At 63.1% G+C, this 26,983-nt stretch carries 19 protein-coding genes; 8 read left to right on the top strand and 11 right to left on the bottom strand.

Going from position 1 to position 26,983, the window contains the following annotated elements; translation table 11 throughout:
- Nucleotides 1–51: 51 nt before the first annotated feature.
- From ACRHIG_RS05045 to ACRHIG_RS05025, 5 genes are all read left to right on the top strand, one after another.
- On the top strand, nucleotides 52–576 hold the full coding sequence (locus ACRHIG_RS05045) for a cytochrome b (RefSeq protein WP_070311507.1): 525 nt from the start codon (nucleotides 52–54) through the stop codon (nucleotides 574–576).
- 44 nt (nucleotides 577–620) lie between these two features.
- On the top strand, nucleotides 621–1,175 hold the full coding sequence (locus tag ACRHIG_RS05040) for a YceI family protein (RefSeq protein WP_489629537.1): 555 nt from the start codon (nucleotides 621–623) through the stop codon (nucleotides 1,173–1,175).
- A gap of 109 nt (nucleotides 1,176–1,284) precedes the next feature.
- Nucleotides 1,285–1,860: a YceI family protein gene (locus ACRHIG_RS05035; protein WP_326455971.1), complete on the top strand. Its 576-nt coding sequence runs from the start codon at nucleotides 1,285–1,287 to the stop codon at nucleotides 1,858–1,860.
- 166 nt (nucleotides 1,861–2,026) lie between these two features.
- On the top strand, nucleotides 2,027–2,296 hold the full coding sequence (locus tag ACRHIG_RS05030; RefSeq protein WP_071075198.1) for a GlsB/YeaQ/YmgE family stress response membrane protein: 270 nt from the start codon (nucleotides 2,027–2,029) through the stop codon (nucleotides 2,294–2,296).
- A gap of 305 nt (nucleotides 2,297–2,601) precedes the next feature.
- Nucleotides 2,602–4,755, top strand: a complete 2,154-nt coding sequence (locus ACRHIG_RS05025; RefSeq protein ID WP_489629536.1) for a S46 family peptidase — start codon at nucleotides 2,602–2,604, stop codon at nucleotides 4,753–4,755.
- An 80-nt stretch (nucleotides 4,756–4,835) separates the two neighbouring features.
- On the opposite strand, the gene ACRHIG_RS05020 is transcribed toward ACRHIG_RS05025, so the two are convergent.
- The gene (locus ACRHIG_RS05020) at nucleotides 4,836–5,405 is read right to left on the bottom strand and encodes a hypothetical protein (RefSeq protein ID WP_489629535.1); all 570 of its coding nucleotides are present in this window, start codon (nucleotides 5,403–5,405) and stop codon (nucleotides 4,836–4,838) included.
- A gap of 148 nt (nucleotides 5,406–5,553) precedes the next feature.
- On the opposite strand from ACRHIG_RS05020, the gene ACRHIG_RS05015 reads away from it, so the two are divergent.
- Together ACRHIG_RS05015 and ACRHIG_RS05010 are read left to right on the top strand one after the other, a co-directional pair.
- Complete coding sequence (locus ACRHIG_RS05015) at nucleotides 5,554–7,242, top strand: M14 family zinc carboxypeptidase (RefSeq protein WP_489629534.1); 1,689 nt, start codon at nucleotides 5,554–5,556, stop codon at nucleotides 7,240–7,242.
- A 90-nt stretch (nucleotides 7,243–7,332) separates the two neighbouring features.
- A complete protein-coding gene (locus ACRHIG_RS05010) occupies nucleotides 7,333–9,486 on the top strand; it encodes an FUSC family protein (RefSeq protein ID WP_489629533.1) in 2,154 nt (717 codons plus the stop codon).
- Between the two features lie 128 nt (nucleotides 9,487–9,614).
- Here ACRHIG_RS05010 and ACRHIG_RS05005 read toward each other — a convergent pair whose 3' ends face one another.
- The 6 genes from ACRHIG_RS05005 to ACRHIG_RS04980 all read right to left on the bottom strand — a co-directional run bounded on the left by ACRHIG_RS05005 (nucleotide 9,615) and on the right by ACRHIG_RS04980 (nucleotide 18,647).
- Nucleotides 9,615–11,564 carry a S9 family peptidase gene (locus tag ACRHIG_RS05005; RefSeq protein WP_489629532.1) on the bottom strand — a complete coding sequence of 650 codons (1,950 nt, stop codon included), beginning with the start codon at nucleotides 11,562–11,564 and terminating at the stop codon, nucleotides 9,615–9,617.
- A 69-nt stretch (nucleotides 11,565–11,633) separates the two neighbouring features.
- A complete protein-coding gene (locus ACRHIG_RS05000; RefSeq protein WP_489629531.1) occupies nucleotides 11,634–13,106 on the bottom strand; it encodes an amino acid permease in 1,473 nt (490 codons plus the stop codon).
- Nucleotides 13,107–13,538: 432 nt separating this feature from the next.
- Entirely contained in the window at nucleotides 13,539–14,969 is a 1,431-nt protein-coding gene (locus ACRHIG_RS04995) for an amino acid permease (protein ID WP_489629530.1), read from the bottom strand.
- A 115-nt stretch (nucleotides 14,970–15,084) separates the two neighbouring features.
- Nucleotides 15,085–15,543 (bottom strand): RidA family protein, encoded by a 459-nt coding sequence (locus tag ACRHIG_RS04990; protein ID WP_034745569.1) that lies wholly within the window; start codon nucleotides 15,541–15,543, stop codon nucleotides 15,085–15,087.
- A gap of 254 nt (nucleotides 15,544–15,797) precedes the next feature.
- Nucleotides 15,798–17,381, bottom strand: coding sequence for an ABC-F family ATP-binding cassette domain-containing protein (locus tag ACRHIG_RS04985; RefSeq protein ID WP_489629529.1), 1,584 nt, complete (start codon nucleotides 17,379–17,381; stop codon nucleotides 15,798–15,800).
- Nucleotides 17,382–17,534: 153 nt separating this feature from the next.
- Nucleotides 17,535–18,647 (bottom strand): NADH:flavin oxidoreductase/NADH oxidase, encoded by a 1,113-nt coding sequence (locus ACRHIG_RS04980; protein WP_489629528.1) that lies wholly within the window; start codon nucleotides 18,645–18,647, stop codon nucleotides 17,535–17,537.
- 160 nt (nucleotides 18,648–18,807) lie between these two features.
- On the opposite strand from ACRHIG_RS04980, the gene ACRHIG_RS04975 reads away from it, so the two are divergent.
- The gene (locus ACRHIG_RS04975) at nucleotides 18,808–19,356 is read left to right on the top strand and encodes a glycine zipper 2TM domain-containing protein (RefSeq protein WP_489629527.1); all 549 of its coding nucleotides are present in this window, start codon (nucleotides 18,808–18,810) and stop codon (nucleotides 19,354–19,356) included.
- Here the strand turns inward: ACRHIG_RS04975 and ACRHIG_RS04970 are convergent.
- From ACRHIG_RS04970 to ACRHIG_RS04955, 4 genes are all read right to left on the bottom strand, one after another.
- A complete protein-coding gene (locus ACRHIG_RS04970) occupies nucleotides 19,353–19,862 on the bottom strand; it encodes a DUF1993 domain-containing protein (protein ID WP_489629526.1) in 510 nt (169 codons plus the stop codon). The genes ACRHIG_RS04975 and ACRHIG_RS04970 overlap by 4 nt on opposite strands.
- 109 nt (nucleotides 19,863–19,971) lie before the next feature.
- Nucleotides 19,972–20,946 carry a DUF2167 domain-containing protein gene (locus ACRHIG_RS04965; protein WP_475414178.1) on the bottom strand — a complete coding sequence of 325 codons (975 nt, stop codon included), beginning with the start codon at nucleotides 20,944–20,946 and terminating at the stop codon, nucleotides 19,972–19,974.
- Between the two features lie 143 nt (nucleotides 20,947–21,089).
- Entirely contained in the window at nucleotides 21,090–22,121 is a 1,032-nt protein-coding gene (locus ACRHIG_RS04960; RefSeq protein ID WP_489629525.1) for a succinylglutamate desuccinylase, read from the bottom strand.
- The gene (locus tag ACRHIG_RS04955) at nucleotides 22,121–26,848 is read right to left on the bottom strand and encodes an NAD-glutamate dehydrogenase domain-containing protein (RefSeq protein ID WP_489629524.1); all 4,728 of its coding nucleotides are present in this window, start codon (nucleotides 26,846–26,848) and stop codon (nucleotides 22,121–22,123) included. Before ACRHIG_RS04955 ends, ACRHIG_RS04960 begins: the two co-directional genes overlap by 1 nt.
- Between the last annotated feature and the right edge of the window lie 135 nt (nucleotides 26,849–26,983).

The raw sequence follows: 26,983 nt of genomic DNA, 5'->3' as shown, positions 1-26,983 counted from the left end.
TATATTAGGCCGAATTAGTCCTAACACGTACTACATTCAAGAAAGCCGCCGATGCAACGCTACACCACCACCGCCATCATCCTGCACTGGCTGACCGCCCTGCTGATCATCAGCGCCTTCGTCATGGGCCTGGTCATGACGGATATTCCCGGCCTGACGCCTACCAAGCTCAAATATTTCTCCTGGCATAAATGGCTGGGCGTGACCGTGCTGGCCATCGCCGCCATCCGCCTGCTGTGGCGCAAGGCCAACGTGCCGCCGCCGCACCCGGCCAGCATGGTTGCCTGGCAAAAGAAGGCGGCCGATGCCATGCATGTGCTGCTGTACATCCTGATCTTCGCCGTGCCCATCTCCGGCTACCTGTACACCCTGGCCGCCGGCGTGCCGGTGGTCTACCTGGGCCTGTTCCAGCTGCCCGTCATCATGGCGCCGAATCCGGAACTTAAGCCGCTTTTAAAAGAGATTCATTATGTTCTGAACATGACGATGGCCGCCGCCGTGGCCGCCCATGTGCTGGCGGCGCTGAAGCACCAGTTCATCGACCGCGATGGCGTCCTCAAGCGCATGCTGCCCTGACATCGACTTCCCCTTGCTCACTGAAACTACAGGAAAAAAACAAGATGAAAACCACCCAACGCATCGTCCTCGCTTCCCTGCTGGGCCTGTCCGTAGCCGCCACCGCCGCCACCCTGCTGAAAGTCGATCCCGCCAAGACCAGCGTGTCGGCCGTGTTCAAGCAAATGAACGTGCCCGTGGAAGCGAAGTTCAAGAAATTCAATATCGCCATCGATTACAACCCGGCCGCGCCGGACTCCTCGAAGGCGTCGGTGGAGATCGAGACCGCCAGCATCGATATCGGCGACCCCGAGTACAACAAGGAAGTGGCGAAGAAGGAATGGTTCAATTCGGCCCAGTTCCCGAAAGCCACCTTTGTCTCGAACAGCATCAAGGCCGCCGGCGCGGGCAAGCTGACGGTAAGCGGCAAGCTGAGCATCAAAGGCAAGACCACCGACGTCACCTTCCCCCTGACGGTGAAGGCTGATGGCGGCAAATACGCGTTCGACGGCGCCCTGCCGATCAAGCGCCTGACCTACAACATCGGCGAAGGCGAGTGGAAAGACACGAGCATGGTTGCCGACGAGGTCACGATTAAATTCCACGTCGCTGCTCAGTAACACCTGAGAAAACGTCCATGACTGCGTTGCTCTTGCCCTGAACGTTTTTCAGGCGTTACATATCAGATCAACGCCCAAAAATCTGTTGTTTAACTTAGTTAGGAATTCAATGAAATTGAAGCACTTGATGATCGCCGTGCTGGCAGCCGCCGGCGCGGGTTCGGCCATGGCCGCTACCGACACCTACAATCTCGACCCGACGCACACCTTCCCAAGCTTTGAAGCCGATCACATGGGCATGTCCGTGTGGCGCGGCAAGTTCAACAAGACCAAGGGGACGGTGACCCTGGACCGCGCCGCCAAGAGCGGCAGCCTGGATCTGGTCATCGATGCCGATTCGATCGACTTCGGCCTCGATGCCATGAACACGCACGCGAAAAAAGCGGACATGTTCAACGTCGAGAAATTCCCGCAAATCACCTACAAGAGCACCTCGCTCAAGTTCAACGGCGAGCAGCTGGTGGAAGTCGATGGCGAACTGACCCTGCTGGGCGTGACCAAGCCCGTCAAGTTGAACGTGAGCAAGTTCAAGTGCATCATGCACCCGCGCTACAAGCGTGAAGTGTGCGGCGCCGATGCCACGGCGGAATTCAAGCGCAGCGACTTTGGCCTGAACTACGGCATGCCGGCGTTCTCGCCGGAAGTCAAGCTGGCCATCCAGGTGGAAGCGATCAAGGCCGACTAAACACGATCTTGCCGCATGATAAGCCCGCCTCGCTGCCCGCAGCCAGGCGGGCTTTTGCATGCGCCATGCGAATCCGCTGGACTTTTCTATCGTGCGGCATCACTATCGATTGGCATGATGTTGTTCTGACATGCCACACCCACTTATCCACCGCGCGGAGGACTACATGAATTTCATTATCTGGATCGTTATTGGCGGCGTCATCGGCTGGCTGGCCAGCATGGTCATGAAAACCGATGCGCAACAGGGCATCTTCCTCAATATCGTCGTCGGCATCGTCGGCGCCTTCCTGGGCGGCTGGCTGCTGGCGCCGCTGTTCGGCACGGGCACCATCAATAGCGACAATTTCAGCCTGTCTTCGCTGCTCGTTTCGTTCCTGGGCGCCGTGATCCTGCTGGGCATCGTCAATCTTTTGCGCCGCGGCAAAATACGCTAAGCAAGCAAAAAGCAGGGCATGGCAAGTGGCCGGGCCGCGCAAGCGCCCGGCCATTTTTCATTGCCGCCAGGACACGTATGGACAAATACCACAACCGCCGCACGAGAAAATGCGGGTTGCCAGCCGCTTCCAGCGCCTCCGCCAGCGCAAAACATATCATTCAGGCAAGCACTTGCGAATATGCTGCCAGGAAAATGTGATTGACTAGTGCGAGTCCGATACGGATACTCTATGTCGCCCGCTGCATAATCAGCGGGTACACCGCTGATTCCGACTTCCCTACAATGTAAAAGAACAGAACTCGAATGAAAAAATCTCTCATCGCGCTCGCCATCCTGAGCAACTTCGCACACGCCGACGAAGGCATGTGGATGCCCCAACAGCTGCCACAAGTAGCCAAGGAACTGAAAGCCGCCGGACTGAAACTGGACCCGGCCACCCTGACCAAACTGACCGAATTCCCGATGGGCGCCATCGTCAGCCTGGGCGGCTGCTCGGCGTCGTTCGTCTCGCCGCAAGGCCTGGTTGCCACCAACCACCATTGCGTCTACAACAGCGTGGCGGTCAATTCGACCAAGGAGCGCGATTTGCTGGCCAACGGTTTCCTGGCCAAGACGTTCGCTGAAGAATTGCCGGCCGCCCCGGGCAGCCGCATCTTCGTCACCTCGGCCGTGACGAATGTCAGCGACAAGATCATCAGCGCCGACGTGGCCAAGCTGCAAGGCAAGGCCCGCATCGATGCGATCGAGAAAAACCAGAAGAAACTGGTCGCCGAATGCGAAAAAGAAGCGGGCTTCCGCTGCACCGTGTCGAGCTACTACGGCGGCCTGGAGTTCTACCTGATCAAGCAACTGGAAATCCGCGACGTGCGCCTGGTGCACGCGCCTCCAGCGGGCGTGGGTAAATTCGGCGGCGACACCGACAACTGGATGTGGCCGCGCCACACGGGCGACTACGGTTTCTACCGCGCCTATGTCAGCAAAGACGGCAAAGCTGCCGACTTCAGCAAGGACAACGTGCCGTACCAGCCAAAACACGTGCTGAAACTGGCCAAGGATGGCTTGAAGGAGGGCGATTTCGTCATGGCGCTGGGCTACCCGGGCCGCACCAACCGTCACCGCCTGCCATCGGAAGTGGCGTTCACGTTTGACTGGAACTACCCGGCCTTCGTGAAAGCGTCGGGCGAAACCCTGGCCATCATCGCGCGCGAAACCAAGGACAACAAGGACGTTGCCCTGAAATACGCGGGTCAGGTGGCTGGCGTGAATAATTACTACAAGAACCGCCAAGGCATGCTCGATTCCTACGCCGGCAGCGACTTCCTGGCGCGCAAGACGACGGAACACGAAGCCCTGAAAACCTGGGTCAACGCCAATCCTGCCCGCAAGGCGGAATTTGCCGGCGACATCGAGCAAGTGGAAAAGCTGATCGCCGAACGCGATGCCGACACCAAGCGCGACTTCTTCCTCAGCTACGCCCAGCCACGCCTGCTGAACACGGCACGCAGCCTGTACCGTTTATCCAACGAAGGCACCAAGACCGATACGGAACGCAAGTCCGGCTACCAGACGCGCGACTTGCCACGCCTGGAAGCGGGCATCACCTCGGTCGAGCGCACCTACGATGAAAAAGTCGACAAGGCGCTGGTACTGAACAGCCTGACCAAGTACGCCGCGCAACCGGCCGCACAGCGCCGCGCCAGCTTCGACGCCGCCATCGGCATCAAGGACGGCATGTCGCAAGCCGACCTGGCCGCCGCCCTGGACAAACTGTATGCCGGCAGCAAGCTGGGCGACAAGGCCGAGCGCGCAGCCTGGCTGAAACGCACGCCAGCCGAATTCCAGGCCAGCAAGGACAGCTTCATCCAGGCCGCCGTCGCCATGTATCCGGATTCGCTGAAAAACGAAGCGGAAGAGGAAGAACTGGCCGGCAAGATCCAGCAAGCCTACGCCAACTACATGAAAGCAAAGATCGCCTTCATGAAGAGCAAGGGCCAAGCCGTCTACCCTGACGCCAACAGCACCCTGCGCGTGACGTTCGGCCGTGTTGCCGGCCGTGACCATGGCGCCGACGGCACCACCTGGACCGCCTTCACCACCGTCAATGGCGTCGCCGCCAAAGCCACGGGCGAAGGCGAGTTCAATGCACCGGCGAAGCAGCTGGCCGCGATCAAAGCCAAGGACTTCGGCAAATTTGTCGATCCGAAGCTGAAAACCGTGCCGGTCGACTACCTGGCCACCCTGGACATCACCGGCGGCAACTCCGGTTCGGCTGCCCTGAACGCGAAAGGCGAATTCATCGGCCTGGCATTCGATGGCACCCTGGACTCGATCATTTCCGACTGGGACTACAACAAGGCCAACACCCGTTCGATCCAGGTCGACCTGCGCTACATGCTGTGGAACATGAAACACATCGACCACGCAGACAACCTGCTGAAAGAAATGGGCGCCGAGTAATTCGCGGATAACAACAACTAATAAGCCCGGCAACGGGCGGTTGTTCCCTGAGCCACTCCTGCGGGAGTGGCTTTTTTCGTCTAACGTTTTATTTTGGTGAAACGGTAAGGCGCGGCTTGCTCCTCGCCAAACACGTGCGCGCGGCCGCTTCCCAGCGGCAGCATCACGCGCCGGCCATCCTGCAGCAGCAAGGCCAGGTCGGCGCCGGGAAAGCGCTGAGCCAGCAGCGGATAGGCTGGCCGGGCGATGCCCGTGGCGGGAATCACGATGCGGTAATCGCCATCGCCAAAGTCCAGCAGCAGCGCGGCCACCTCATCCGGCCCCGGCAGCGCCGTGATGCGCAGGCGCGTGCTGCCCTTGACGAGTTCGAAGGCCGACCATACGGGCAAGGCACGCTGCATCGCGCCGACCCGCAGCTGCGGCACTTGGCCCGCCTCCGCCGACGTCAGCAAGACGTCGGGCCGCTCCTCCGATACGGCGCCATCGACGGCCAGCAGCCAGCCCCGGTAGCGTATCAGCGCGCCCTGTGCGGCGGCCGTCACGGAGCCGCCCTGCGCCATCGGTTCCTTGCCCGCTGGCAAGCGCAACGGCGCCGCCTGTGCCGCCAGGCATATCCCCCACACCAGTGCCGCCATCGCCGTCTTGCCCATGCCGCCTCCCTTGCGCGTGAAACGTATTCATAACACAAGTTCGACCCGGCCCATCTGCCGCGCCTCAAGGCGCCAACGCCGGTGCTACAATTGGCCCCTAGCGGGCGTACTTACCCAGCGCGCCTTCCCCTCCCAGACTCAGACCGCTATGCCACCAGACTTGCGCACGACCTACGAACTCGGTAACCACAACCAGACCACGACCTGGCTGGAATGCATCACCTTCTATCAAGATCTCGCCGCACGCTATCCGCAGGTGCTGCACTTCGAACAGATCGGCCTGTCCGACTCGGGCGTGCCCATCCACGCTGGCGTCGTCAGCGCGGACGGCGTGTTCGACCGCGAGCAGATCAAGCGCGCGGGCCGCACCGTGTTCTTCAACAACAACGGCATCCACCCAGGCGAACCGGAAGGCATCGACGCCTGCATGGCCATCGTGCGCGACCTCTGCACGCAGCCGGAACGCCTGGCGGCGCTGGGCAGCACCGTGCTGCTGTTCATCCCGATCTACAACGTCGACGGCAGCCTGAACCGCGCCAATACCTCGCGCGTGAACCAGGATGGCCCGGAGCAATTCGGTTTCCGCGGCAACAGCCGCCACCTGGACTTGAACCGCGATTTCATCAAGTGCGACAGCCTGAACGCGCAAGTGTTCAACCGCCTGCTGGCCAGCTGGGACCCGGACGTGATGGTCGACACGCACACGTCGAACGGCGCCGATTACCCGTACACGATGACCCTGATCCACACGCAGACGGATAAGCTGGGCAATGGCCTCGGTCCCTTCCTGCAAGACACCATGCTGCCGCACATCTTTGCGCAGATGGAACAGGCCGGCTGGCCCACCTGCCCGTATGTGAACCCCGTCAAGGACAGCCCCGACCACGGCATCGCCGAATTCCTCGAAGTACCCCGTTTCTCGACCGGTTTTGCGGCCCTGCATCACGTCATCGGTTTCATGCCGGAAACGCACATGCTCAAGCCCTTTGCCGACCGCTACGCTTCCATGCGCGCCCTGCTCGACATCACCATGGCCTTTACCATCGAACATGGCGAACAGATCAAGCAACTGCGCGCGCAAGCCAAAGCAGCGGGACGCACGCAAGCCGAGTGGCCGATCCACTGGGCCATGAACGAAGAGCAACCGTCGACCTTCCCCTTCAAGGGCTACGCAGCAAAATACACGCCAAGCGTGCTGGGCGACTACCAGCGCCTGTCCTACGACCGCTCGCAGCCGTGGGAACGCGACATCGCCTATTACAACCGCTTCGATGCGGACGTCACCGTGGCCGCGCCGAAAGCCTATGTCGTGCCGCAAGCGTGGCGCGAAGTGATCGAGCGCCTGCGCTGGAACGGCGTCGACATGACCCGCATCACCGCCGAACAGACGGTAACGGCGCGCTACTACCACATTGCCAACGTCGGCACGCGCGCCGCCGCCTACGAAGGCCACATGTTCCACGACACGGTGGAACTGGAAGCGCGCACGGGCCAGTTCACCTTGCAGGCGGGCGACTATGTGGTCAGCCTGGAGCAGGACAACGCGCGTTATGCCGTGGAAACGCTGGAACCGCAGGCGCACGACAGCTTCTTCCGCTGGGGCTTCTTCAACAGCGTGCTGGAGAAGAAAGAAGCGTTTTCGGATTACGTCTTTGAAGACATGGCGTCGGAACTGCTGCGCGACGAACCGGCGCTGGCCGCTAAATTTGCCGAGTGGAAGGCAGCGAATCCGGCCCTGCTGAGCAATCAGGAAGCCGTGCTCGACTTCATTTTTGAACACTGCCAGCGCTTTGCCGAGCCGGAATGGCGGCGCTATCCCGTCATCGCCCTCATGTAACTGGGGACTGTAGCGACTGCAACATCCTGGCGCCGCATCGGAGACCCCGGTGCGGCGCCTCTTTCTGTGCCCTGCCCACAAGGTAATCCCATGCACTACGCACTGAACCTGCGCACCTTTATCTACAGCCATTATTTTTACCTGGGCTTGCGCGTGGCCATCGGTCTGGTCGGCCTGGCCTTGCTGACCCAGGAAATCAGCGACAGCGCCACCGCCATGACGGTGTGCATCGGCGCCCTGTGTACGACCCTGATGGACATGCCCAGCCCGCTGCGCCACAAGTTCAATGAAATGCTGGCCTCGGTCCTGCTGTGCAGCGCCGTCACCTTGTTGATCAGCCTATGCGGTCCCGTGCAGTGGCTGCTGATGACGGTGCTCGTGCTGGTCAGCTTTCTCGCCAGCATGATGGTGGTGTACGGCAAGAAATCCATGCCCTTGCAACTGGCCGCCCTGTTCATCATGACCATGTCGATGGAACACCAGATGACGTGGCAGCAATCGTTTCACCACGCGGGCCTGTTCATGCTGGGGGGATTGATCTATCTGGCCTATGCCATGGCCATTGCCTGGGTCTTGCGCCACCGTATCAAACAGCAAGTGCTGGCCGAAGCCCTGTTCGAATTGGCCGCCTACATCGACATCAAGGCCGATTTCTACGACACGCGTTTTAATTTGACGGAACAGTTCAACAAGCTGGTGCGCCATCAAAGCATTCTGGCCGACCGCCAGCAGGCGTCGCGTGACTTGATTTTGCGCAGCCACAAGAACAGCAAGGATGCCATCGTCGTGCAGGTGCACGTGTGCATGCTGGATCTGTATGAACTGATCCTCTCCACGCATACCGACTACGCGCTGCTGCGCCAGCACCTGGCCGATTCCGATGTCTTGAAATCTTTGCACGACCTTGCCTACAAGGCGGCGCGCGATATCGAAGCCGTGGCGTATGCCGTCACGCGCAAGCGCGCCTCGTATGCGCAGATCAGCTATGACAAGGAATGGGCCGACATCGAAGCGGAGATCGCCCGCCTGCACGCAAAAGGCGACGGCGCGCAGGAAGCGCTGGCGACCCTGCGCGCGCAGCGCAACAAGATCCGCGCGATTCTGAAAATGATCGCCGAGCTGCATCTGGCGACGCAAAAAGTCTATGCCGACGTGCCGTTCTGGAGCGGCGCGGACATGGCGCCGTTTTTGTCGCAGCAGAAATACGAACTGAAGACCTTGCTATCGAATCTGCGCCTGGATTCGCCCGTATTCCGCTTCGCCCTGCGCGTGTCGATGGCCATCTCGGTCGGATTGCTGATCGGCCACTGGCTGCCGTATGCGGCGCACAGCTACTGGATCGTCCTGACCATCGTCATCATCCTGCGCCCTACCTTCAGCATGACGCGCCAGCGCCGCGCCGACCGCATCATCGGCACCATCATCGGCTGCGTGGTCACGGCCATCGTGATCCGCTTTGTGCACAGCAATATCGTGCTGATGGCCATCTTGTTTCTCTCCATCGTCGCCACGCCTACCTTCATCTATTTGCGCTACCGCTACACGGCCATCGCCGTCAGCCTGATGATCTTGCTGCAAATGCACCTGGTGGCGCCCAGCAACCCGAACCTGGTCAGCGAGCGTTTGATCGATACCCTGATCGGCGCGGCGGTGGCCACCGTGTTCAGCTTCGTGCTGGCCAACTGGGAATACCAGAGCCTGCCACGGCTGGTGCGCCAGGTGCTGAATGTAAACCTCAGCTATATGCAGGCCAGCTTCGCGCTGCTGCAAGGAAAATGTTTCGACGATTTTGCCTACCGTATCGAGCGCAAGCGCCTGATGGACAGCCTGGCCGCGCTCAGCTCGGCACTGGTGCGCATGCTCGACGAACCGGCCAGCAAGCAGCGGGCCGTGGAAGACATCAACCTGTTCATCGTGCAAAATTACCTGCTGGTCGCCCACGTGGCGGCGCTGCGCTCGATCCTGGGGCGCCATGCCAGCCAGCTGCCCGTCGCGCCCGTCAACGCCCTGCTTGGCCACAGCCATACGCAAGTGTGCCTGACCCTGTCGCGCGCATTGGACCAGCTCGACGAGAAGACCGCCATCAGCGCGCCGCAGGCTAGCGCTGCCGCACCGCCCGTCAGCGACGTGGCCTGGTCAGGCTGGCCGCTGGTCAAGCGACGCATCCGCTTGTTACAGGCGGATGCGGACAAGATCGTGGTGCATAGCGCGGCGATCGTGCACATCGTTGCACCGCGCGCCTGATAAAAAGTCCATGGCGTTGTTGCCGCGCCTCGTCGTACATTCGTACTGCCTTCGGCACGGCGCCTAGCCCTGAACATGTTGTCAGCCGCTTTATCCAGGCTGGCCTGCCTTTGGCAGGCCACTGATCACTACTTCAAATACCGTTCAAACCAGCCGATAGTACGTTTCTGCAAGTCGCGCTGGTGCTCGGGCTTGCGGAAGGAATGGCCTTCGCCGTCGTAGATGAACAGGCTGGACGGCACGCCCATGGCGCGCAAGCCATGCCAGAATTCCAGCGACTGGGCAGCCGGCGTTTCCACGTCGCGCTCGCCCACATAGATCAGGGTCGGCGTCTTCGCCGCCTTGATCGATTCGATGGGCGAGGCCTTGCGGTAGACGGCCGGGTTGTCATACGCGGACGCGCCAAAGAAGGGAATCATCCACTGATTGATGCCGTTCTGGCCGTAATAACTGATCCAGTTCGACACGCCCGCCCCGGCCACGGCCGCCTTGAAGCGGTCGCTGTGCGTGACGCCCCACATGGTCATGAAGCCGCCATACGAATGGCCGATCAAGCCCAGGCGCTGGCCGTCGACGGGCGCCACTTTTTCCACGGCGTCGATGCCGGCCAGGATGTCGCGCCAGTCGCCGCCGCCGAAGTCGGCCATGTTGGCGCGTGTAAAAGCCTGGCCTTGGCCAAAGCTGCCGCGCGGATTGGGCAGGAAGACGAAATAGCCCTTTTGCGTCAATTCATGGATCAGGGTGCTCGCCGCCACGTAGCGGGGCGAGGCGGCCGCGCCCGGGCCGCCATGCACGTTGACGACCATGGGGTAGCGCTTGCCCGCGTCCGTCTTCAACGGCCCCAGCAGCCAGCCTTGCACCTTGTATTGTTCGTTGTTCCAGCCCACGTTGCGCACCGTCAGCTGGGGCGCGAAGCCGTCATTGTCGCGCGTGATTTTTTTCAGCTGGGCCACCGGCCCCGCCACCAGGTAGCTGGCGTGCGTAAAGTCTTCCTGCGCGGCAGCGGCCTGCAAACCATCGGCGCTGAACGACAGACGGCCATCGCTGCCGCCGCTGCTGATCTCACCGAGCAGCACGGGCTGGGCCGGACCCGTTTGCACGTCGACGGGCACCAGCGCCAGCTGCGAATCGATCAGGGCCGTCGCCAGCAAGCCGGCGCCGCGCCAGACCACGCCATTGAAGGTGCCGCGGTAATCGGGTGTGAGATTGCGCGGCGTGCCGCCGGCCAGCGGGACGGTATAGATATCGCCGCCGATGGAGCCGAAATCGCTCATCAGGCCACCGATGAAGACCACCGTCTTGCCGTCCGGCGAGACCGAGGGCAGGTTCATCTGCATGGCCGGCGACGCGATCACGCGCAGGGCGCCCGTGGCGGCATCAATATGGCTGAGCTTGGCGACCCACCAGTTGCTGTCGCCATTGCCTTGCGCGCTGGTGGCGACAAAGCCGCCCCCATCGGGCGTCCAGCTGTATTCATACACATAGGTGTCGGCGGGTGACAGCAGACGCGGTTCGCCGCCGCTGACAGGCACGACGGCGATGCGCTGGGCATCGTCTTCGCTGCCCACTTCGCCCACCTGGCGCGCGCCCGCCTCCACGGCGCCGGCCAGCTTGCGCGCGCCCACCGTCGCCAGCAGCGCCAGCTGCTTGCCATCCGGCGACCAGCGCGCCGTACTGGCCACACCTTTGATACTCGTCAACACGCGCGCCTGTGCCTGCGTCATCGTGGCCAGGTACAGCCGCGCCGTGCCCGCCTTGGCATCGTAGCCGATGAAGGCCAGCTGCCGGCCATCGGGCGACCAGCTGGGCTTATCGTAGGAACACACGGCACACGGGTCGAATTGCTGCACGATGGCGCCGTTGGCGGCGTCGCGCACGACGATGGCCGCGTGCGGGCGCTGCGGCTGTGGCTGTTCCGCCTTGCTCGACTCGATGGCGGCGATGCGCTGGCCATTCGCCGACAGGGCGACGGCGCGGTAATCGCGCAGCAGCGGGCCGCTGGCAGGCGCGGCTTGCGCCATGGTTCCCATTAAGCTGCTTGCCAGCAAGCCGCAAGCGGCCAGATCAGTTATTTTCATCATGTAAATTCCGGTTAGAAATAAAAAAACCGCCAGCAAGCGCGGCGGTTTTGGATGGAACAGACTGCATCAGCGGGCCTTCTTGCCCAGGTGTGAATGCCGCATGCTGTACAGGAAGTAAATGGCCACCGTCACCGCCATCCACACGCTGAACACGACAAACGTCGTATGCGGCAAATCGCGCATGATGTACAGGCAGGCAAACACGCTCAGGCCCGGTATCGCGTAAGGGCCGAACGGCACGCTGAAGCCTTCGATGCGGTTCGCGCCCTGCTTGTGGCGCAGCACGGGCACGGCGATCGAGACCACCATGAACGCCGTCAGGGTGCCGATGCTGACCATGTCCCACAGGTAAGTCGCATCGACGGAACCGGCCACCAGAGCCACCACGAGGCAGACGATGATGGTATTGCTGACGGGTACCAGGGTGCGCGGGTGGATCTTCTGGAACGATTTCGGAATCAGGCCATCGCGGCTGACGGCGAACAGGATGCGCGTCTGGCCGTAAATCGTCACCAGGGTCACGCTGAAGACGGAAATGACGGCACCGGCCGACAGGATCAGCGCCGGCCAGGTCTTGCCCGTGACATTTTGCAGAATCACCGCCAGGCCCGCTTCCTGGCCTTCGAACAGCTTGGCCTGCTGCGCGCCCAGGGCGGCCACGGCCACCAGCAAATAGAACACGGTGACGATCAGCAAGCCATACAGGATGCCGCGCGGCACGTTGCGCTTGGGATTTTTCACTTCGTCGCCCGCCGTGGCCACCGTATCGAGGCCGATGAACGAGAAGAACACGGTGCCGGCAGCCGCCGTCACGCCCGTCATGCCGGCAAATCCCTTGCTATTGTCGCTATTAAAGAAAGGCACGAAGTTATCGGCATTGAAACCGGAAAAGGCAATGGCGATGAAGAACACGAGGATCGCCAGCTTGATGATGACCATGATGGCATTCATCAGGGCCGATTCCTTGGCGCCGCGCAACAGCAAAAAGCCGCACATGCAGATCAGGAAGATGGGCGGTAAATTGATGTGTCCGGCACGAAATTCCATGCCATGGGGGCCGGAAACGATCATCGGCGTGCGCAGCATCTCGGGGATATGCCAGCCAAACGCATTTTCCAGGAAATTATTCAGGTAGGACGACCAGCCGATGGCCACCGCGCTGCCGGCCAGGCCGTACTCGAGCAGCAGGCAGGCGGCCATGATAAAGGCGAGAAACTCGCCCACGGTGGCATAGGCAAACGAATACGAGGAACCGGAGGCAGGGATGCGGAATGACAATTCCGCATAGCACAGCGCCGTCAGGCCTGCCGTGATGGCGGCGATCAGGAACGACAGAATGACCGCCGGACCCGCCTTGGGGACCGCTTCGACCATGGTAAAGAAGATGCCCGTGCCGACAGTGGCGCCGACGCCGATCATGGTGAGGGAAAACAAGCCGATGGACCGGCTCAAGCCACTGCTGCTGAGGCCTTCACCATACTCGACCGTGGTATCGATCGGCTTGGTGCGGCAAATTTTCTGGACCAGGGTTTGGCTCACTAGACTTCCTTTATGAGGCATGCGTTTGAAACACCGATCAAAACCTGCTGCGCGTCGCGCGTCGCAGCCTGCGATGCTCACGGCGCTACAGCACAGCTGCGCTTCTCAGCCCAACGGGGGCACCGAGCCTCACTGCCGCTCGCTACGGTTTTGCCAGGTGTCCTTAGATACATGACGGGTAAAAACAAATAAAAACGGCGCTCCGGCCCTACCTGGCAAAAAACCGGAAAGATCGCGTCCATTTTCAAAACTAAGCGATTATAGGGCTTTCATCGGCTCAGCTAAACAGAACTTTGATGCAAGGAAACAACGCCAGGCGTACGCCGGCAAAGCCGCAACAGTGCGGGCACGGCCGAAGTTGCTTCCATGAAAGAAAAAGCGCGCCGCTGCAGGGGCAGGGGCGCGCTTTTGGCTCAGCTCAACGACGCTGGCTTACTTCTTGACGTTTGGCGCATCGGCCGGCGGCCAGCCCGCTTCGTAGCCTTGCGGCACGTCATCGCGCTTGTCCTTTGGCGCCAGGCCCAGCGCGTAGTACAGCACCGTCAGCAGGATCAGCCAGGCCGGTCCCACCATCAGGGCGATGCGCGTATCGGGGAAATACGCCATCAGGCCGATCACCAGCGCCAGGAACGCCAGCGAAATCCAGGAACCATACGGCGCGAACGGCATGCGGAAGGCCAGGTTCTTGATTTCCAGCGGCGTCAAGGTCTTGCGGAACTGAATCTGCGTGACCAGGATCACGCCCCAGGTCCAGACGGCGCCGAAGGTGGAGATCGAGGTGACCCAAATAAACACTTTTTCCGGCACCAGGTAGTTCAGCAGCACGCCCAGCAGCAGCGCGAAGACCGACACGAGGATGGCGCGGCGCGGCACGCCGCTGGCCGTCGTTTCCGCAAACGCCTTCGGCGCCTGGCCTTGCAGCGCCAGGTTGTACAGCATGCGGCCCGTGCTGAAGATGCCGCCATTGCACGACGACAAGGCTGCCGTCAGCACGACGAAGTTGATGATGCCGGCCGCCGTCTTGATGCCCAGGCGTTCGAACGTCATGACGAACGGGCTGCCGGTGGTGCCGATTTCATTCCATGGGTAGATCGACAGGATGACGAACAGCGCGCCGACATAGAAAATCAAAATACGCCAGAACACGGAATTGATGGCGTCGGGAATCGATTTCTTCGGGTTCGCCGCTTCGCCGGCCGTCAGGCCGATCATTTCCACGCCCAGGTAGGCAAACATCACCATCTGCAAGGACATCAATACGCCCTGCGCGCCATTCGGGAAGAAACCGCCATGCGTCCACAGATTCGAGATGCCGACGGCCACGCCGCCGTTGCCGAGACCGAAGACGATCATGCCCGTGCCGCCGACGATCATCAGGATGATGGTGACGACCTTGATCAGGGCGAACCAGAATTCGAACTCGCCGTAGGCTTTCACGGCCAGCAGGTTGATCGCGCCCATCGAGCCCAAGGCCGCCAGGGCCCAGATCCAGCGCGGCACGTCGGGGAACCAGATGCCCATGTAGATGGCAACGGCGGTAATTTCCGCCACGCACGTGACCAGCCACAGGAACCAGTAGTTCCAGCCCGTCAGATAGCCTTGCAGGGGGCCCAGGTAATCCTGGGCATAGCGGCTGAAGGAACCGGCAACCGGGTTGTGCACGGCCATTTCGCCCAGCGCGCGCATGATCATGAAGATGACCGCGCCACCGATGATGTACGACAGCATGATGCCGGGACCGGCCATCTTGATCGCGTTGCCGGAACCCAAAAACAGGCCCACGCCAATCGCGGCGCCCAGCGCCATCAGGCGGATTTGCCGCTCGCCCAGGCCGCGGTGCAAGCCTTGTTCACTCGTTTTCATTACGTGTCTCCGTTTTTTCTTGAATACACCGATCCCTCCACCCCAATGGCGGTTCCGCTCTTGCTGGAAAGGAGGAAAGGGCGAGCCGGCGGCAATCGCCGGCATGCTCAGCTGATTAGGCCAGTTCGGCGATCAGCTCGATCTCGACGCATGCGCCCAGCGGGATTTGCGCCACGCCGAAGGCGGAGCGGGCGTGCTTGCCGCTGTCGCCGAAGACTTCGACGAACAGTTCCGAGGCGCCATTGGTCACCAGGTGCTGCTCCGTGAATTCGGAGGTGGAATTGACCAGGCTCATCACCTTGACGATGCGCTTGACCTTGTTCAAGTCGCCGCCGCATGCATCTTGCAGGGTAGCGATCAGTTCGATGGCGATGCCGCGCGCCGCGATCTTGCCTTCTTCCGTGGTGACGTCCTTGCCCAGTTGGCCAACCCAGACCTTGCCATCCTTCTTGGCCAGGTGGCCGGACAGGAAGACGGTATTGCCCGTGCGGGCATGCATCACGTAGGCGGCAGCTGGCGCGGCGACGACTGGCAGTTCAATGTTGAGGGCTTTGAGTTTTTCGTAAAACGACATGCTATTTCTCCAAGAAAACAATATAAGCGAAACCAAAATTCATGCACGGCAGGGCACGGAGGATGACGCCCTGGCAGTGCGGTAGTGACCGACAACAGTGCCAGATTAAACGTCATCATATTGGTGAACCAGCAGTTTTAGTTCACAAATAGGCCCGGTTATTCAGTGGATTATACCGACAATCAAACAAAATTCAGCATCGGTTCATGAAGCATGCTCTACAGGCATCGAGCGTGACTTTTTTCATTAAATTGTCACTTGTGCAATGTCAAGCCCTCGGGGTCAAGGTTTATCGCCTGCAAAAATGCCTGGTCGTGCGAAACCACAAGTAACGCCCCCTGGTATTGCAGCAGCATCTGCTCCAGCGCCTGCAGGCTGGCCAGGTCCAGATGATTGTCGGGTTCGTCGAGCAGCAGCAGTTGCGGCGGCGCCTGCGCATACAGTTCGGCCGCCAGCGCCACCTTCATGCGCTCGCCGCCGCTGAGCAAACGGCTGGGCATGGTGGCGCGCGCGCCGGCGATGCCCAGCAGCGCCAGCCGCGTGCGCAGCTCGCCTTCCGGCACGATGCTGTTGCGTGCCTGCAAGCGTTGCACGGCGCTGCACTCACCGTCTTGCAATCCCGCATGCTGATCCAGCCACGCCACCCGCGCATGGCGGCGCAGCTCGCCGCTGGCGGGCGCCAGCTGTCCGGCGATCACGCGCAGCAGGGTCGACTTACCGCTGCCATTGTCGCCCGTCACGGCCAGGCGGCGCGGCCCGCTCAAGACCAGGTTCACAGGCTGCGCCTGGCCATGCGGCAAGACCAGCTCGCGCAGCTCCAGGATCAGCTTGCCGTTCGGCACGGCGCTGTCGGGCGCCAGCAGCAGCCGTTCGGCCTCGGGCGCGCAGCGGGCGCTGGCATCCATCACGCGCTGCTGGCGGGCCTGCTGCGCCTCTTGCGCGCGCACGCGCAGCTTGCCCTGGCTATCCTGGCTTTTCTCCTTTTTCGCGTCCAGCAGCAGCTTGCTCTGGTTGCCTTCGCGCCCTTCCCTCTCGCCGCGTCCGACTCGGCGCTGCTGGCGCTCGGCGTGCTGCTGCGCTTCGCGCTGCTCGCGTCTGGCGCCGGCCTTTTCCGCCTGCAGGGCGGCAGCAAAACCGGCCTGTTCCAGCGCGCGCTGCTGCGCATACAGCGCGTAATTGCCGCCATAGCTGCGCAAGCCCTGCGGCGACAGCTCGACGATCGTATCGACGTGCTCGAGCAAGCCGCGGTCATGGCTGACCAGCAGCAAGCCGCCGGGCCAGCGCGTCATCTGCGCCACCAGGCGGGCGCGCTGCCGCGCATCGAGATGGTTGCTCGGCTCATCGAGCACCAGCCAGTCCGCCTGCGACAGCCAGGCGCCTTGCAGGGCGATGCGCTGGCGTTCGCCACCGCTCAGGCTGGCCGTTGGCGTGCCGGCATCGACATGGCGCAAATCGAGCGCATCGAGCGCCTGGCGCAGGCGGGCGTGGGCATCCCAGCGTTCGCCCACCAGGGCATAGTCGGCCTCGTCGACGCTGCCTTCAGCGATGCGCGCCAGCGCCGCCAGCAAGTCGTCCATGCCGGCGAGCGCCGCCACGGTGGGATAGCGCTGCGGATCGAGTTCCTGCGCCACGTAATGCACGGCGCCGTCGCAGCGCACGGCGCCAGAAGACGGCTGCGCCCGGCCTGCCAGCAGGCGCGCGAGCACGCTCTTGCCCACGCCGTTATCGCCGACGAGGCCGATACGTTGCGGGGCAAAAGCAAATTGCAAATCGGAAAACAGGGCACGGCCATCGGGCAGCGCAAAGGAAAGACGGTCGAGTTGCAGTAATGCGGGCATGGATACTCCTTGAGCAAGGCTGGCGAACCCGCGCGGCGCAATGGCGCGCTGGCGGGAAGGGCGAGGCCGTGCACAGCACGGCAGTATCAATGGCGCATGTCGAAGCGTCCTGGAGAAATGGGAAAGAAGCGTCAGTGTAGCAGAGCAGACCTGTTAGCGCTGGCCCAGGGTCGTGTCGCCGAACAGGTGCTTGTATTCGCGCGGCTGCGAGCGCCAGTACTGCGGCGGCGCCGACACTTGCGCGCCCAGCTGGGCCGCAGCGTGCCAGGGCCAGCGGGGATCGAACAGGATGGCGCGCGCCAGCGCCACCATGTCGGACTGGCCATTGGCGATGATGTCTTCGGCCTGCTGCGCTTCCGTGATCAGGCCCACGCTGATGGTGGGCAAGCCGCTGTCGCGCTTGATGCGTTCGGCAAACGCCACCTGATAGCCGGGTCCCACGGGAATCTGCTGCTGCGGCGAAATACCGCCGCTGGAGACGTGGATGAAGTCGGCGCCCAGCTGCTTGAGTTCCTGCGCGAAACGCACGCTTTGTTCGATGTCCCAGCCGCCATCGACCCAATCGGTGGCGGAAAGGCGCACGCCCACGGCCATGCTGGCGGGCACGGCGGCGCGCACGGCTGCATAGACCTCCAGCGGAAAGCGCATGCGGTTGTCCAGGCTGCCGCCATACGCATCCGTGCGCTGGTTGGACAGGGGCGACAGGAACTGGTGCAGCAGATAGCCATGCGCCGCGTGCAGTTCGATGCCTTCGATGCCGAGCGCATGCACGCGCTGGGCGGCGGCCACAAACGCCCCCTTGATTTGCAGCAAGCCCATCTCGTCGAGGGCGAGCGGCACCGTTTCGCCAGGCGCGTGGGCGATGGCGGACGGGGCCACCGTTTGCCAGCCGCCCTCGGCCAGATGCACGCAGGCGCCGCCCTGCCAAGGCGCGCGGCTCGACGCCTTGCGTCCCGCATGACCCAGCTGCACCACCAGCGGAACCGGCGCATGGCGGCGGATCGCCTGCACCACCTTGGCCAGCGCGCTTTGATTCGCGTCCGACCACAGGCCCAGGTCGTCGGCCGAGATGCGTCCCTCGGGCGAGACGGCCGTCGCTTCCGTCATCAGCAGCCCCGCGCCGGACAGGGCCAGATGGCCCAGGTGGATCATGTGCCAGTCGGTGGCGTTGCCGTTGTCGGCCGAGTACTGGCACATGGGCGCGATGGCAATGCGGTTGGCCACCGGCAGCGGCCCCAGTGCAAACGGCGTGAATAACTGGCTCATGGCGCACTCCGGAATAGGGGAAGCCCCGATTCTACTGTGCTTTGGAAAGTACGGCTTACACCTGCTTACGTTTGATACAGCGCAAGGGCTAGCCTTTGGCAGGCGCGGCCGCTAATCTGGACACATCAACAACACCCGCAATACCACCCCAGGAGAACACATGAACACGACGACCACCGCCAGCCGCATCCACCCCTTGATGGCCGGCGCCGCCATTTCCGTGACCGTTCTGTGCCTGGTGGGCGCGGCGTCCATCGCCGGCATCCTGCCCAATTCGCGGGCGAACGTGCCTGCCATGCCTGCCGACGTGGCCGCCATGACGCCGGCGAACGCGGCAGCCCTGGCAGCGCCAGTGGCGGCACCGCTGGCCGCTCCCGTGGTGGCACAAGCCGCCCCCGCTCCGGCGCCGGCACCCGTCGTGCACAAGCGCGTCGTGCACCACACGCAAGTGGCGCAGGCGGGTCCTGCCTACCGTGACGATGGCTACCGCGAGACGGCCTACCGCGAACCCGTACGCCAGCCGCAACCGGTGCCTGCGCCCGCCCAGCCCAACTACGTGGGCATCGGCACGGGCGCCGTCATCGGCGGCTTGATCGGCAATCAGGTAGGTGGCGGCCGCGGCAAGGCGCTGGCGACGGTGGCCGGCGTGATCGGCGGCGGCATACTGGGCAATGCGGTGCAGAACCAAGTCCAACAGCCACAACGTTAATCGTACGGTCCCAGATAATCGAGCTTGCCCACGGCCACGCCATTGTTGCGCAGAATGGCGTGGACCATGGAGACGTGGAAATAGAAATTCGGCAAGGCAAAGCTGAGCAGGTAATCGTCGCCCGAGAATCTCGTCCCCTCGTCAGTCCAGTTCAGTACGACTTCCTTCTGCGCGCTGCCCGCCATCTGGCCCGCGTTGACGCTGTCGATATAGGCGATGGTGTTGGCGATGCGTTCCTGTAACTGCTCGAACGACGCTTCGTTATCCTCGAATTTCGGCGCCGGCACGCCGCTCAGGCGCTCGACCGACATCTTCGACGTGTCGCTGGCGCGCTGCACCTGCGCCGTCAAGTCCAGCATGTCGGGCGCCAGCTGCGCGCCCAGTAAAATCTCGGGCACGATGCCGTCTTCCTCGACATGGGCCTGCGCTTTTTCCAGCAGGGCCGAGACGACCCGCAAGCCGCGGATGAAGACGGGAATGGTTGCCTGATACATGGACACGGACATGGCTGACTCCTGATAGTGAACGATGAGCCAGTGTACCCGAGGCGCTGTCTTCCGGCAGCGCGCACAATGCCACTCCTGTGCGCCGGCGCACCGAGCGGCCCAGTTCATCCTACTTTTCCAGATTCACCTTGCCGTCCGGCGCATGGCCGGGCTGTTCGGCTGCTTCCTGCTGCTGTACTGGCTGCGGCTGCGGCTTGTCCTTGCGCTTGCCGCCGAAAAACTTGACGATGGCCGCACCGGCGCCGACCACGGCCAGGATCAGTACTTTCTTGAAGGCCAGCAGCAGCGCCAGCAGTTTGCCGAACAGGCCCAGCTTGCTGGCCACGCCGCCGGCCACCAGCGCCGCCAGGCCGTATTCGGCCACCTTGTCCGTCTTGCTGTCGAAATCCGTGTAGCGGTTACCGTCGGTAAATTCCGTGAACGCCGTCACTTGCTGCATTTCCTTCTTGATCGCCTCGATCTGCTGCATGCTGGCGATCGCGTTCAGGTTCAGCACGCCTTCGCGGCCCAGCACGCGCACGTTGTAGTTCAGCGAGTGCTCGCCGCCATCGACCATCAAATCCTTGGCCCAATACAGCTTGTGCGTATCCTTGGCATAGCTGGGTTTTTCCGCCCAGCCCATCAAATGGATGCCGGGATAACCCTGCTTCTTGCGCTCCGCATTGTTTTCCAGCACGGACGCCTGCATATCCTTGAGCAATTCGTCGTATTTGATGCTGTCCGCATCGTCATCCTTGATATGCCCTTCCTTTTCATACGTGACGATGACACCCCAGCTATCGCGCTCGAGCACGCTGGTCTTGGCAGGCACGATCATGCCCAGCGATTCCATGCCCGGAGGATTGCCCCAGGCATCGACCAGCACGCGCTCGGCATCGGCCGGCGACAGGTAACGGAAGTTTGCGGGCAAATCCAGGGTGGCGATGCCGCCCGGCAAGGTGATCTTGCCGCGCTGCAAGTGCAGCTGGGCGAGGAATTGTTCGGCCGTCATTTCCGGCGCGGCGGCCTTCTCATCGGCAGGAGCGGCGGCCGTGAGGCCGGAGAGGGTCAGACACAGCAAGGCTGTCAGCAGGCGTTTCAACATGATCGGTCCAAAAATTGCAAAGGGTAAATATTTTAAACCAATCAATTGCTTAATGGATAATTATTTCCGTGCGGCATTTTTTATAAAAAAAGCGCCAATCGGGTTTCCCGGCTGGCGCCTGATACGGCGTCATCGCTGGACAATCACGCCACGCGCACCACCATCAATCCCGCGCGCAAGCCCACCCGCACATCGGGGTTCGGGAACACCACCAGCTCTTCCGCGTGCCGCACCGTGTAGACGTGGTCGCCATCGCTGGCGATCACGGCGTGCTGCGGCAAGGAGGTGAAATTCTGCGTGCCGCGATCGAAGGCCATGCGGAATTCATCGCTGTGCTTGATGATTTCCTGCGCCACCTTGAACACATGCGGTTGCGCCTTGACGGGCTGCGCGGGCAAGCCGCGCAACAGGCCGTCCAGCGCCCGCGACACGTCGTCGAACAGCGATAAATCGTTCTGCCCCAGAGTGCCCACGCGGCCCAGTTCCACCGTGCTGGCGGCCGCACCGCAATGCTCGGCCGAATAATAACTGTAGGTGCCGGCCGACTGCGGATTCATGATGATGGCGCCGATGGCCGCCTGGCCCAGCCAGGCTATCAGCTGCGCCTTGGCGTCGTCGTCCACCAGGTCCGGCACGATGGCAAACGTGGGGTACACGGAAGGCCGGATGGCCGTGTGCAAATCCAGGTGCCAGCGCACAGGACCGGCCGCGTCAAAGAACGCTTTGGTCGCGGCGATCATTTCATCGGCGCGCGCGCTTTCCGCCGCTTGCGCCAGGCTGCCCCGCACGGGGCGGAACATGCGATTGAGGTCGGCGTCGATGAAACGCTTGCCGGCCCGGATCGCATCGACGTTGCCTACGCAGACGAGCAGGTCGACGGCCAGCTGCGACGCATCGCGCGACAGCGCGTCGAGCAGATGCGCCAGCACTTCGATCGGCCCCGTCTCGTCGCCATGCACGCCGACAGAAACGGCCACGCTGGGGCGGCCCTTATCGGCTTGCGGCTTGACCACTTGCAGCATGCCGGGCGCCGGCAAGGCCACCGTGAAACCGGCGTTGGCGAACAGCTGCGCCACGCCGCTGAAATCGGCCTGCGCCAGCGCCTGCACGGCCGGCGGCAAGCCGCCAGCGCCCTGCACTACCTGGGTTACTACTTGCGTTGCTTCTTGCGTCATTACACCGCCGCTTCCGCTGGGGTTTTCGCCGTGATTTTATTCACGGCTTCCGACAAGGTCCACACGTCCAGCATGGCTTGCTCCAGTTCCGTCGCCGCCACATAGGCCGACAGGCCCAGCGCACCCGTCACCGCATCGACGGCCTGGCCCGCATTGCCTTGCTCGGCGCGCGCCAGCACCTGCGTCAGCAGACGCTGTTGCGTGCGGCGCAGGGCTTGCTGCGCGTAGTTGCGCAACTGTTCCTGCGACTTGCCTTGCGCGGCCAGCTTCAGGCCACGCTCCAGCGTGTCGATGCCCGCCTGGCTGCGCAGGGCCAGGCCCACTTGCAGGAAGGCGGCCAGGTCCATCGAGGCAGGGCGCGGCACGGACAGGGCCGGGAACAGGAAGCCGGCAACGACTTCCAGCGCATCGACCGCATCCCACGCCTGCACGAAGGCGGGCGTCAAGCCCGGCACCAGCGCCGCTTCCGACTTGATGCCGACGGCTTTGAGCAGCTCGCGCTTCGATTCCGCGCCGAACAAACGCGTCAGTTCGGCCAGTCCCGCGCCGCGCAATTGCTCGGCCGGCACGGACAGCACGCCGGCGATCATCGTTTGCTGCAGCACGCGCGTTTGCGCATCGACCTTGATCGACACGTCGCGCGGCACCGTCAAGGCGTCCGCATCGAGCGCGTCGAACACGGGCGCCAGGTTCAGCGCCACCCAGGCCTGGCCCCAGGCCAGGATCACGGCCGACTCGTCCACGCCGTGTTCCGCCGCCAGGTTGCGGATCATCAGCGGGCCGCAGCGGTTGATCACTTCATTGGCCAGCACGGTCGCCAGGATGGCGTTGGCCAGCGGGTGGTCGAGCGCCGAACGGGTTGCCACCAGCAAGGATGGGAAGTACGGTTTCAGCACCGGCTCGGCCCACGTTTCGTCCGTCAGCGGCAGGGCGGACAGGATGCGCTTGAAGCGGTTCTTCACGTTGGCGATCACCACCGCCAGTTCCGGCGTGGTCAAGCCACGGTTGTCCAGCTTGCGGCGTGCCAGTTCGGCCACCGACGGCAGTTGCTCGAGTTCGCGCGACAGGGCGCCCTCCTCTTCCAGGCTGGCGATCAGGGCGGCATAGCCATCCTGCACGGCGCTCTCGCCTTGCGCCTGCAGCTCGCGCACCAGCAAATGCGTCTGCTGCGTGTTGTCGCGCAAGACCAGGCGCTCGACGTCGTCCGTCATCGCATACAGCTCGCGGTTACGTTCCGCTTCCGTCAGCTTGCCCGCATTGACTTCCACGTCCAGCCAGATTTTCACGTTCACTTCATGGTCCGAGCAATCCACGCCGGCCGAATTGTCGATCGCATCGGTGAAGATGCGTCCGCCCGCCAGCGCGAACTCGATGCGGCCCGCCTGCGTCGCACCCAGATTCCCGCCTTCGGCCACGACCTTGACGCGCAGCTCATTGCCATTCACGCGGATATGGTCATTCGCGCGGTCCTTCACCTGTGCGTGCGTTTCCGTCGATGCCTTGATGTAGGTGCCGATGCCGCCGTTGTAGAACAGGTCCACGGGCGACTTCAGGATACGGTGCATCAGCTCTTCCGGCGCCAGCGAGGTCTCGGCGATATCGAGCGCGGCGCGGATCTGCGGCGACAGTTCGATCGTGCGGGCGGAACGTGGATACACGCCGCCGCCAGCCGAAATCAGCTCCTTGTTGTAGTCGTCCCACGACGAGCGCGGCAAGGCGAACAGGCGCGCGCGCTCGTCGAACGAGACGGCGACATCCGGCGTCGGATCGAGGAAGATGTGGCGGTGGTCGAATGCGGCCACCAGTTTCAGCTGGCGCGACAGCAATACGCCGTTGCCGAACACGTCGCCCGACATGTCGCCCACGCCGACCATGGTGATCGGCGTGGTATTGAGGTCGTGGTCCATTTCATAGAAGTGGCGTTTCACGGCTTCGAATGCGCCCTTGGCGGTGATGCCCAGTTTCTTGTGGTCGTAGCCGTTCGAGCCGCCCGAGGCGAACGCGTCGCCGAGCCAGAAGCCGCGCTGCACGGCGATGCCGTTGGCGATGTCCGAGAACGTGGCCGTACCCTTGTCGGCGGCCACCACCAGATACGGGTCGGCGTCGTCGAAGCACACGGTATCGACCGGCGGGACGATATTGCCCAGCGAACGGTTGTCCGTCACTTCCAGCAGGCTGGAAATGAACAGGCGGTAGACGGCTTCGCCTTCGGCCGCGATGGTTTCACGCACGGCATCCTTCGGCATCATCTTGCAGACAAAACCGCCCTTCGCGCCGGCCGGCACGATGACGGCGTTCTTGACCATCTGCGCCTTGACGAGGCCCAGCACTTCGGTGCGGTAGTCTTCCATGCGGTCCGACCAGCGCAAGCCGCCGCGGGCGACGGGGCCGCCGCGCAGGTGCACGCCTTCAAAGCGGCGCGAGAAGACGAAAATCTCGCGGTAAGGACGCGGTTCCGGCACCAGCGCCAGGCTGCTGGTGTCGAACTTGAAGATGATCTTGTCGCCTTGCTGATTGTTCTGGAAGTAGCTGGTGCGCAGGGTGGCTGCCATCAGGTCGGCCAGCGCGCCGAGGATTTCCTCGGTATCGGCGTGGTTCACGGAGGGCAGGCCGGCCTTGATGGCGGCGATGCTTTCCAGGGCTTGCGCGTGCTGCGCGTCGGACAGCGAAGGATCGAAACGCTGCAGGAAGGCTTCGACCAGGGCTTTCACATGGGCCGGCTGCTTGCGCAGGCTTTCGGCGATGTAGCGCACCGAGAAGCGGCTGCCCGTCTGGCGCCAGTAGCTGGTGTAGGCGCGTACCAGCTGCACTTCGCGCGTCGACAAGCCGCCTTCGATGACGAGGCCGTTCAGGCGGCCATCTTCGGCCGTGTCGTTGAACAGGGCGGCAAACAATTCCTGCGCCACGGCGACGACGGATGGCTGCGCCAGTTTCGCCGCGCTGGCGGCATCGACCGTCAGGCTGGTGACGAAATAGCGCGTGCCGTCGGACAGCGAAACCGAATACGCCTGTTCGCGGTCGATGGCCACGCCCGCATTGTGCAGGGCCGGCAAAATGGTCGACAGCGGCGGCACCTTGTTGGCCGAGTACAAACGGATGGTGGTGACGGCGCCCGTCTCGATGCGTACGGCCACATGCGCCGGATCGGTATTGCGCAGGATGGTGTCGAGGTCGCGGAAGGCGACGGCCGGCGCGGTGGCGGCCACGTAGTCGAGCGGCAAGGTGGCGCAGAGTTTGCGCAGGCTGGCGCGCAGGGCCACGTCGGGCACGGCGTCGGCCACGGCGGCAAAGCCGTTATGCCAGCCATCGAGCACGCCCAGCAGCGGCTGTTCGATATCCGTTTCCAGGTCCAGCGGGTAACGGGCGGCGTGGGCGATCAGGTAGACGCGCGCCAGGGGACCGTCGGCCACCAGCGTTTGCGTGCTCACGTGCGTGGCGCCGGAACTGGCTTGCAGGGCTTTGGCCAGGCTCGATGCGACGCTGGCGCTGTAGCGCTCGCGCGGCAGGTAGACCAGCACGTTCAGGTGGCGCGCGTACACGTCGCGGCGCGCGAAGACCTTGGTGCGCGGCTGCTTGTACAGCGAAACGACGGAACCGCACACTTGCGCCAGCCAGTCGAGGTCCGCTTCCAGCGCCTCGGTGCGCGGCAGGGATTCGAGGATTTCGCGGAATTTCTCGGCACGGAAGCCATGCTGGCGCACGCCGGCCAGGCTCAGTACCTTGGCCACGCGGCCGCGCGCAAACGGCAGCGCCGCCAGCGGGGTGGAATTGCCGGCGCGGGTGAACAGGCCGACGAAGCAATGCTCGCCCAGGATCGCGCCTTGCGTATCCATGTCGCGCACGCCGATGAAGTCCAGCTGCTGGTCGCGGTGCAAAGTACCCGCCACGTCGGCCTTGACGATGGACAGCGCCGAGTCGCGCTTGGCCAGGGTGTCGAAGTCGCCGGGGATATTCGCCAGGCAGGTGCCATACACGGGGTGCGCCGTATCCTGCAGCACGCCGACGCGGCTCGGGATGTCGCGTTCCAGTTCGCGCACGCCCGGCTTGACGCGGTAGTAGGCGTAGCCGAATACTTCAAAGCCGCCGCTGCGGGCCCATTCCAGGAAGGCGGCCACTTCCGCGCCCTCTTCGCCATGCTGCGATGCGGCCGCGGCGACGGTGGCCAGGCGCTCGCTCATGGCGGCGGCATCGCGGCGCACGACGGCAGCGTCACGCGCGACCGTTTCCAGGGCGGCGACCAGCGCGGCCAGGGCTTCCGGCGCCAGCTCTTCGTCGAGCAGCACCAGCACATACGATTCGAGCGGATCGCCCGGCTGGCGCACCGCTTCGACACTGCCGTCAGCGGCGCGGCGCACGGGCAGCACGGTGTTCATCACGCCGCGCACGGCCAGGTGCTGGCGGCGCATGGCCATGACGATGGAGTCGACCAGGTAAGGCATGTCTTCGTTCAGGATCAGCAAGGCGCTCGCCATGCCGCCACGGCCATCCGCATAACGCAGGGTGGCAATTTGGCAGCCGCTGCCGGTGCGCTTGGCCGCTTGCGTGAAGCCGTCGACCAGCACGGGCGCCAGGCTGTCGGGCGCGATGTCGGCCAGGTCTTCGGCGTCGAGCGAGTCGAGCCATGCCTGCACCAGCTGCACGACAGGCGCTGCCGCCTTGCCCGCATTGCCAGCCGCGTTAATCAGCTCCAGCGTTTGTGTACGCAAATCTTGTGGCGTGTGATTCATCTTGCATCTCCATTACGGTAATGTGAATGTCCAACGCTGTCGTTCGGGCTTGTGGCTGGGCGGCAGCGGTGTCAAGAGACGGGGGTCGCCCGTCCAATTCTGTGCTACGGATAGTCTGTCTCGGATTTTCTGTGT

The sequence above is a fragment of the Janthinobacterium sp. C22 genome (assembly GCF_057919405.1).
Note: the sequence above shows the minus strand (reverse complement) of the source record. Positions and strands in the feature narration are given on the sequence as shown.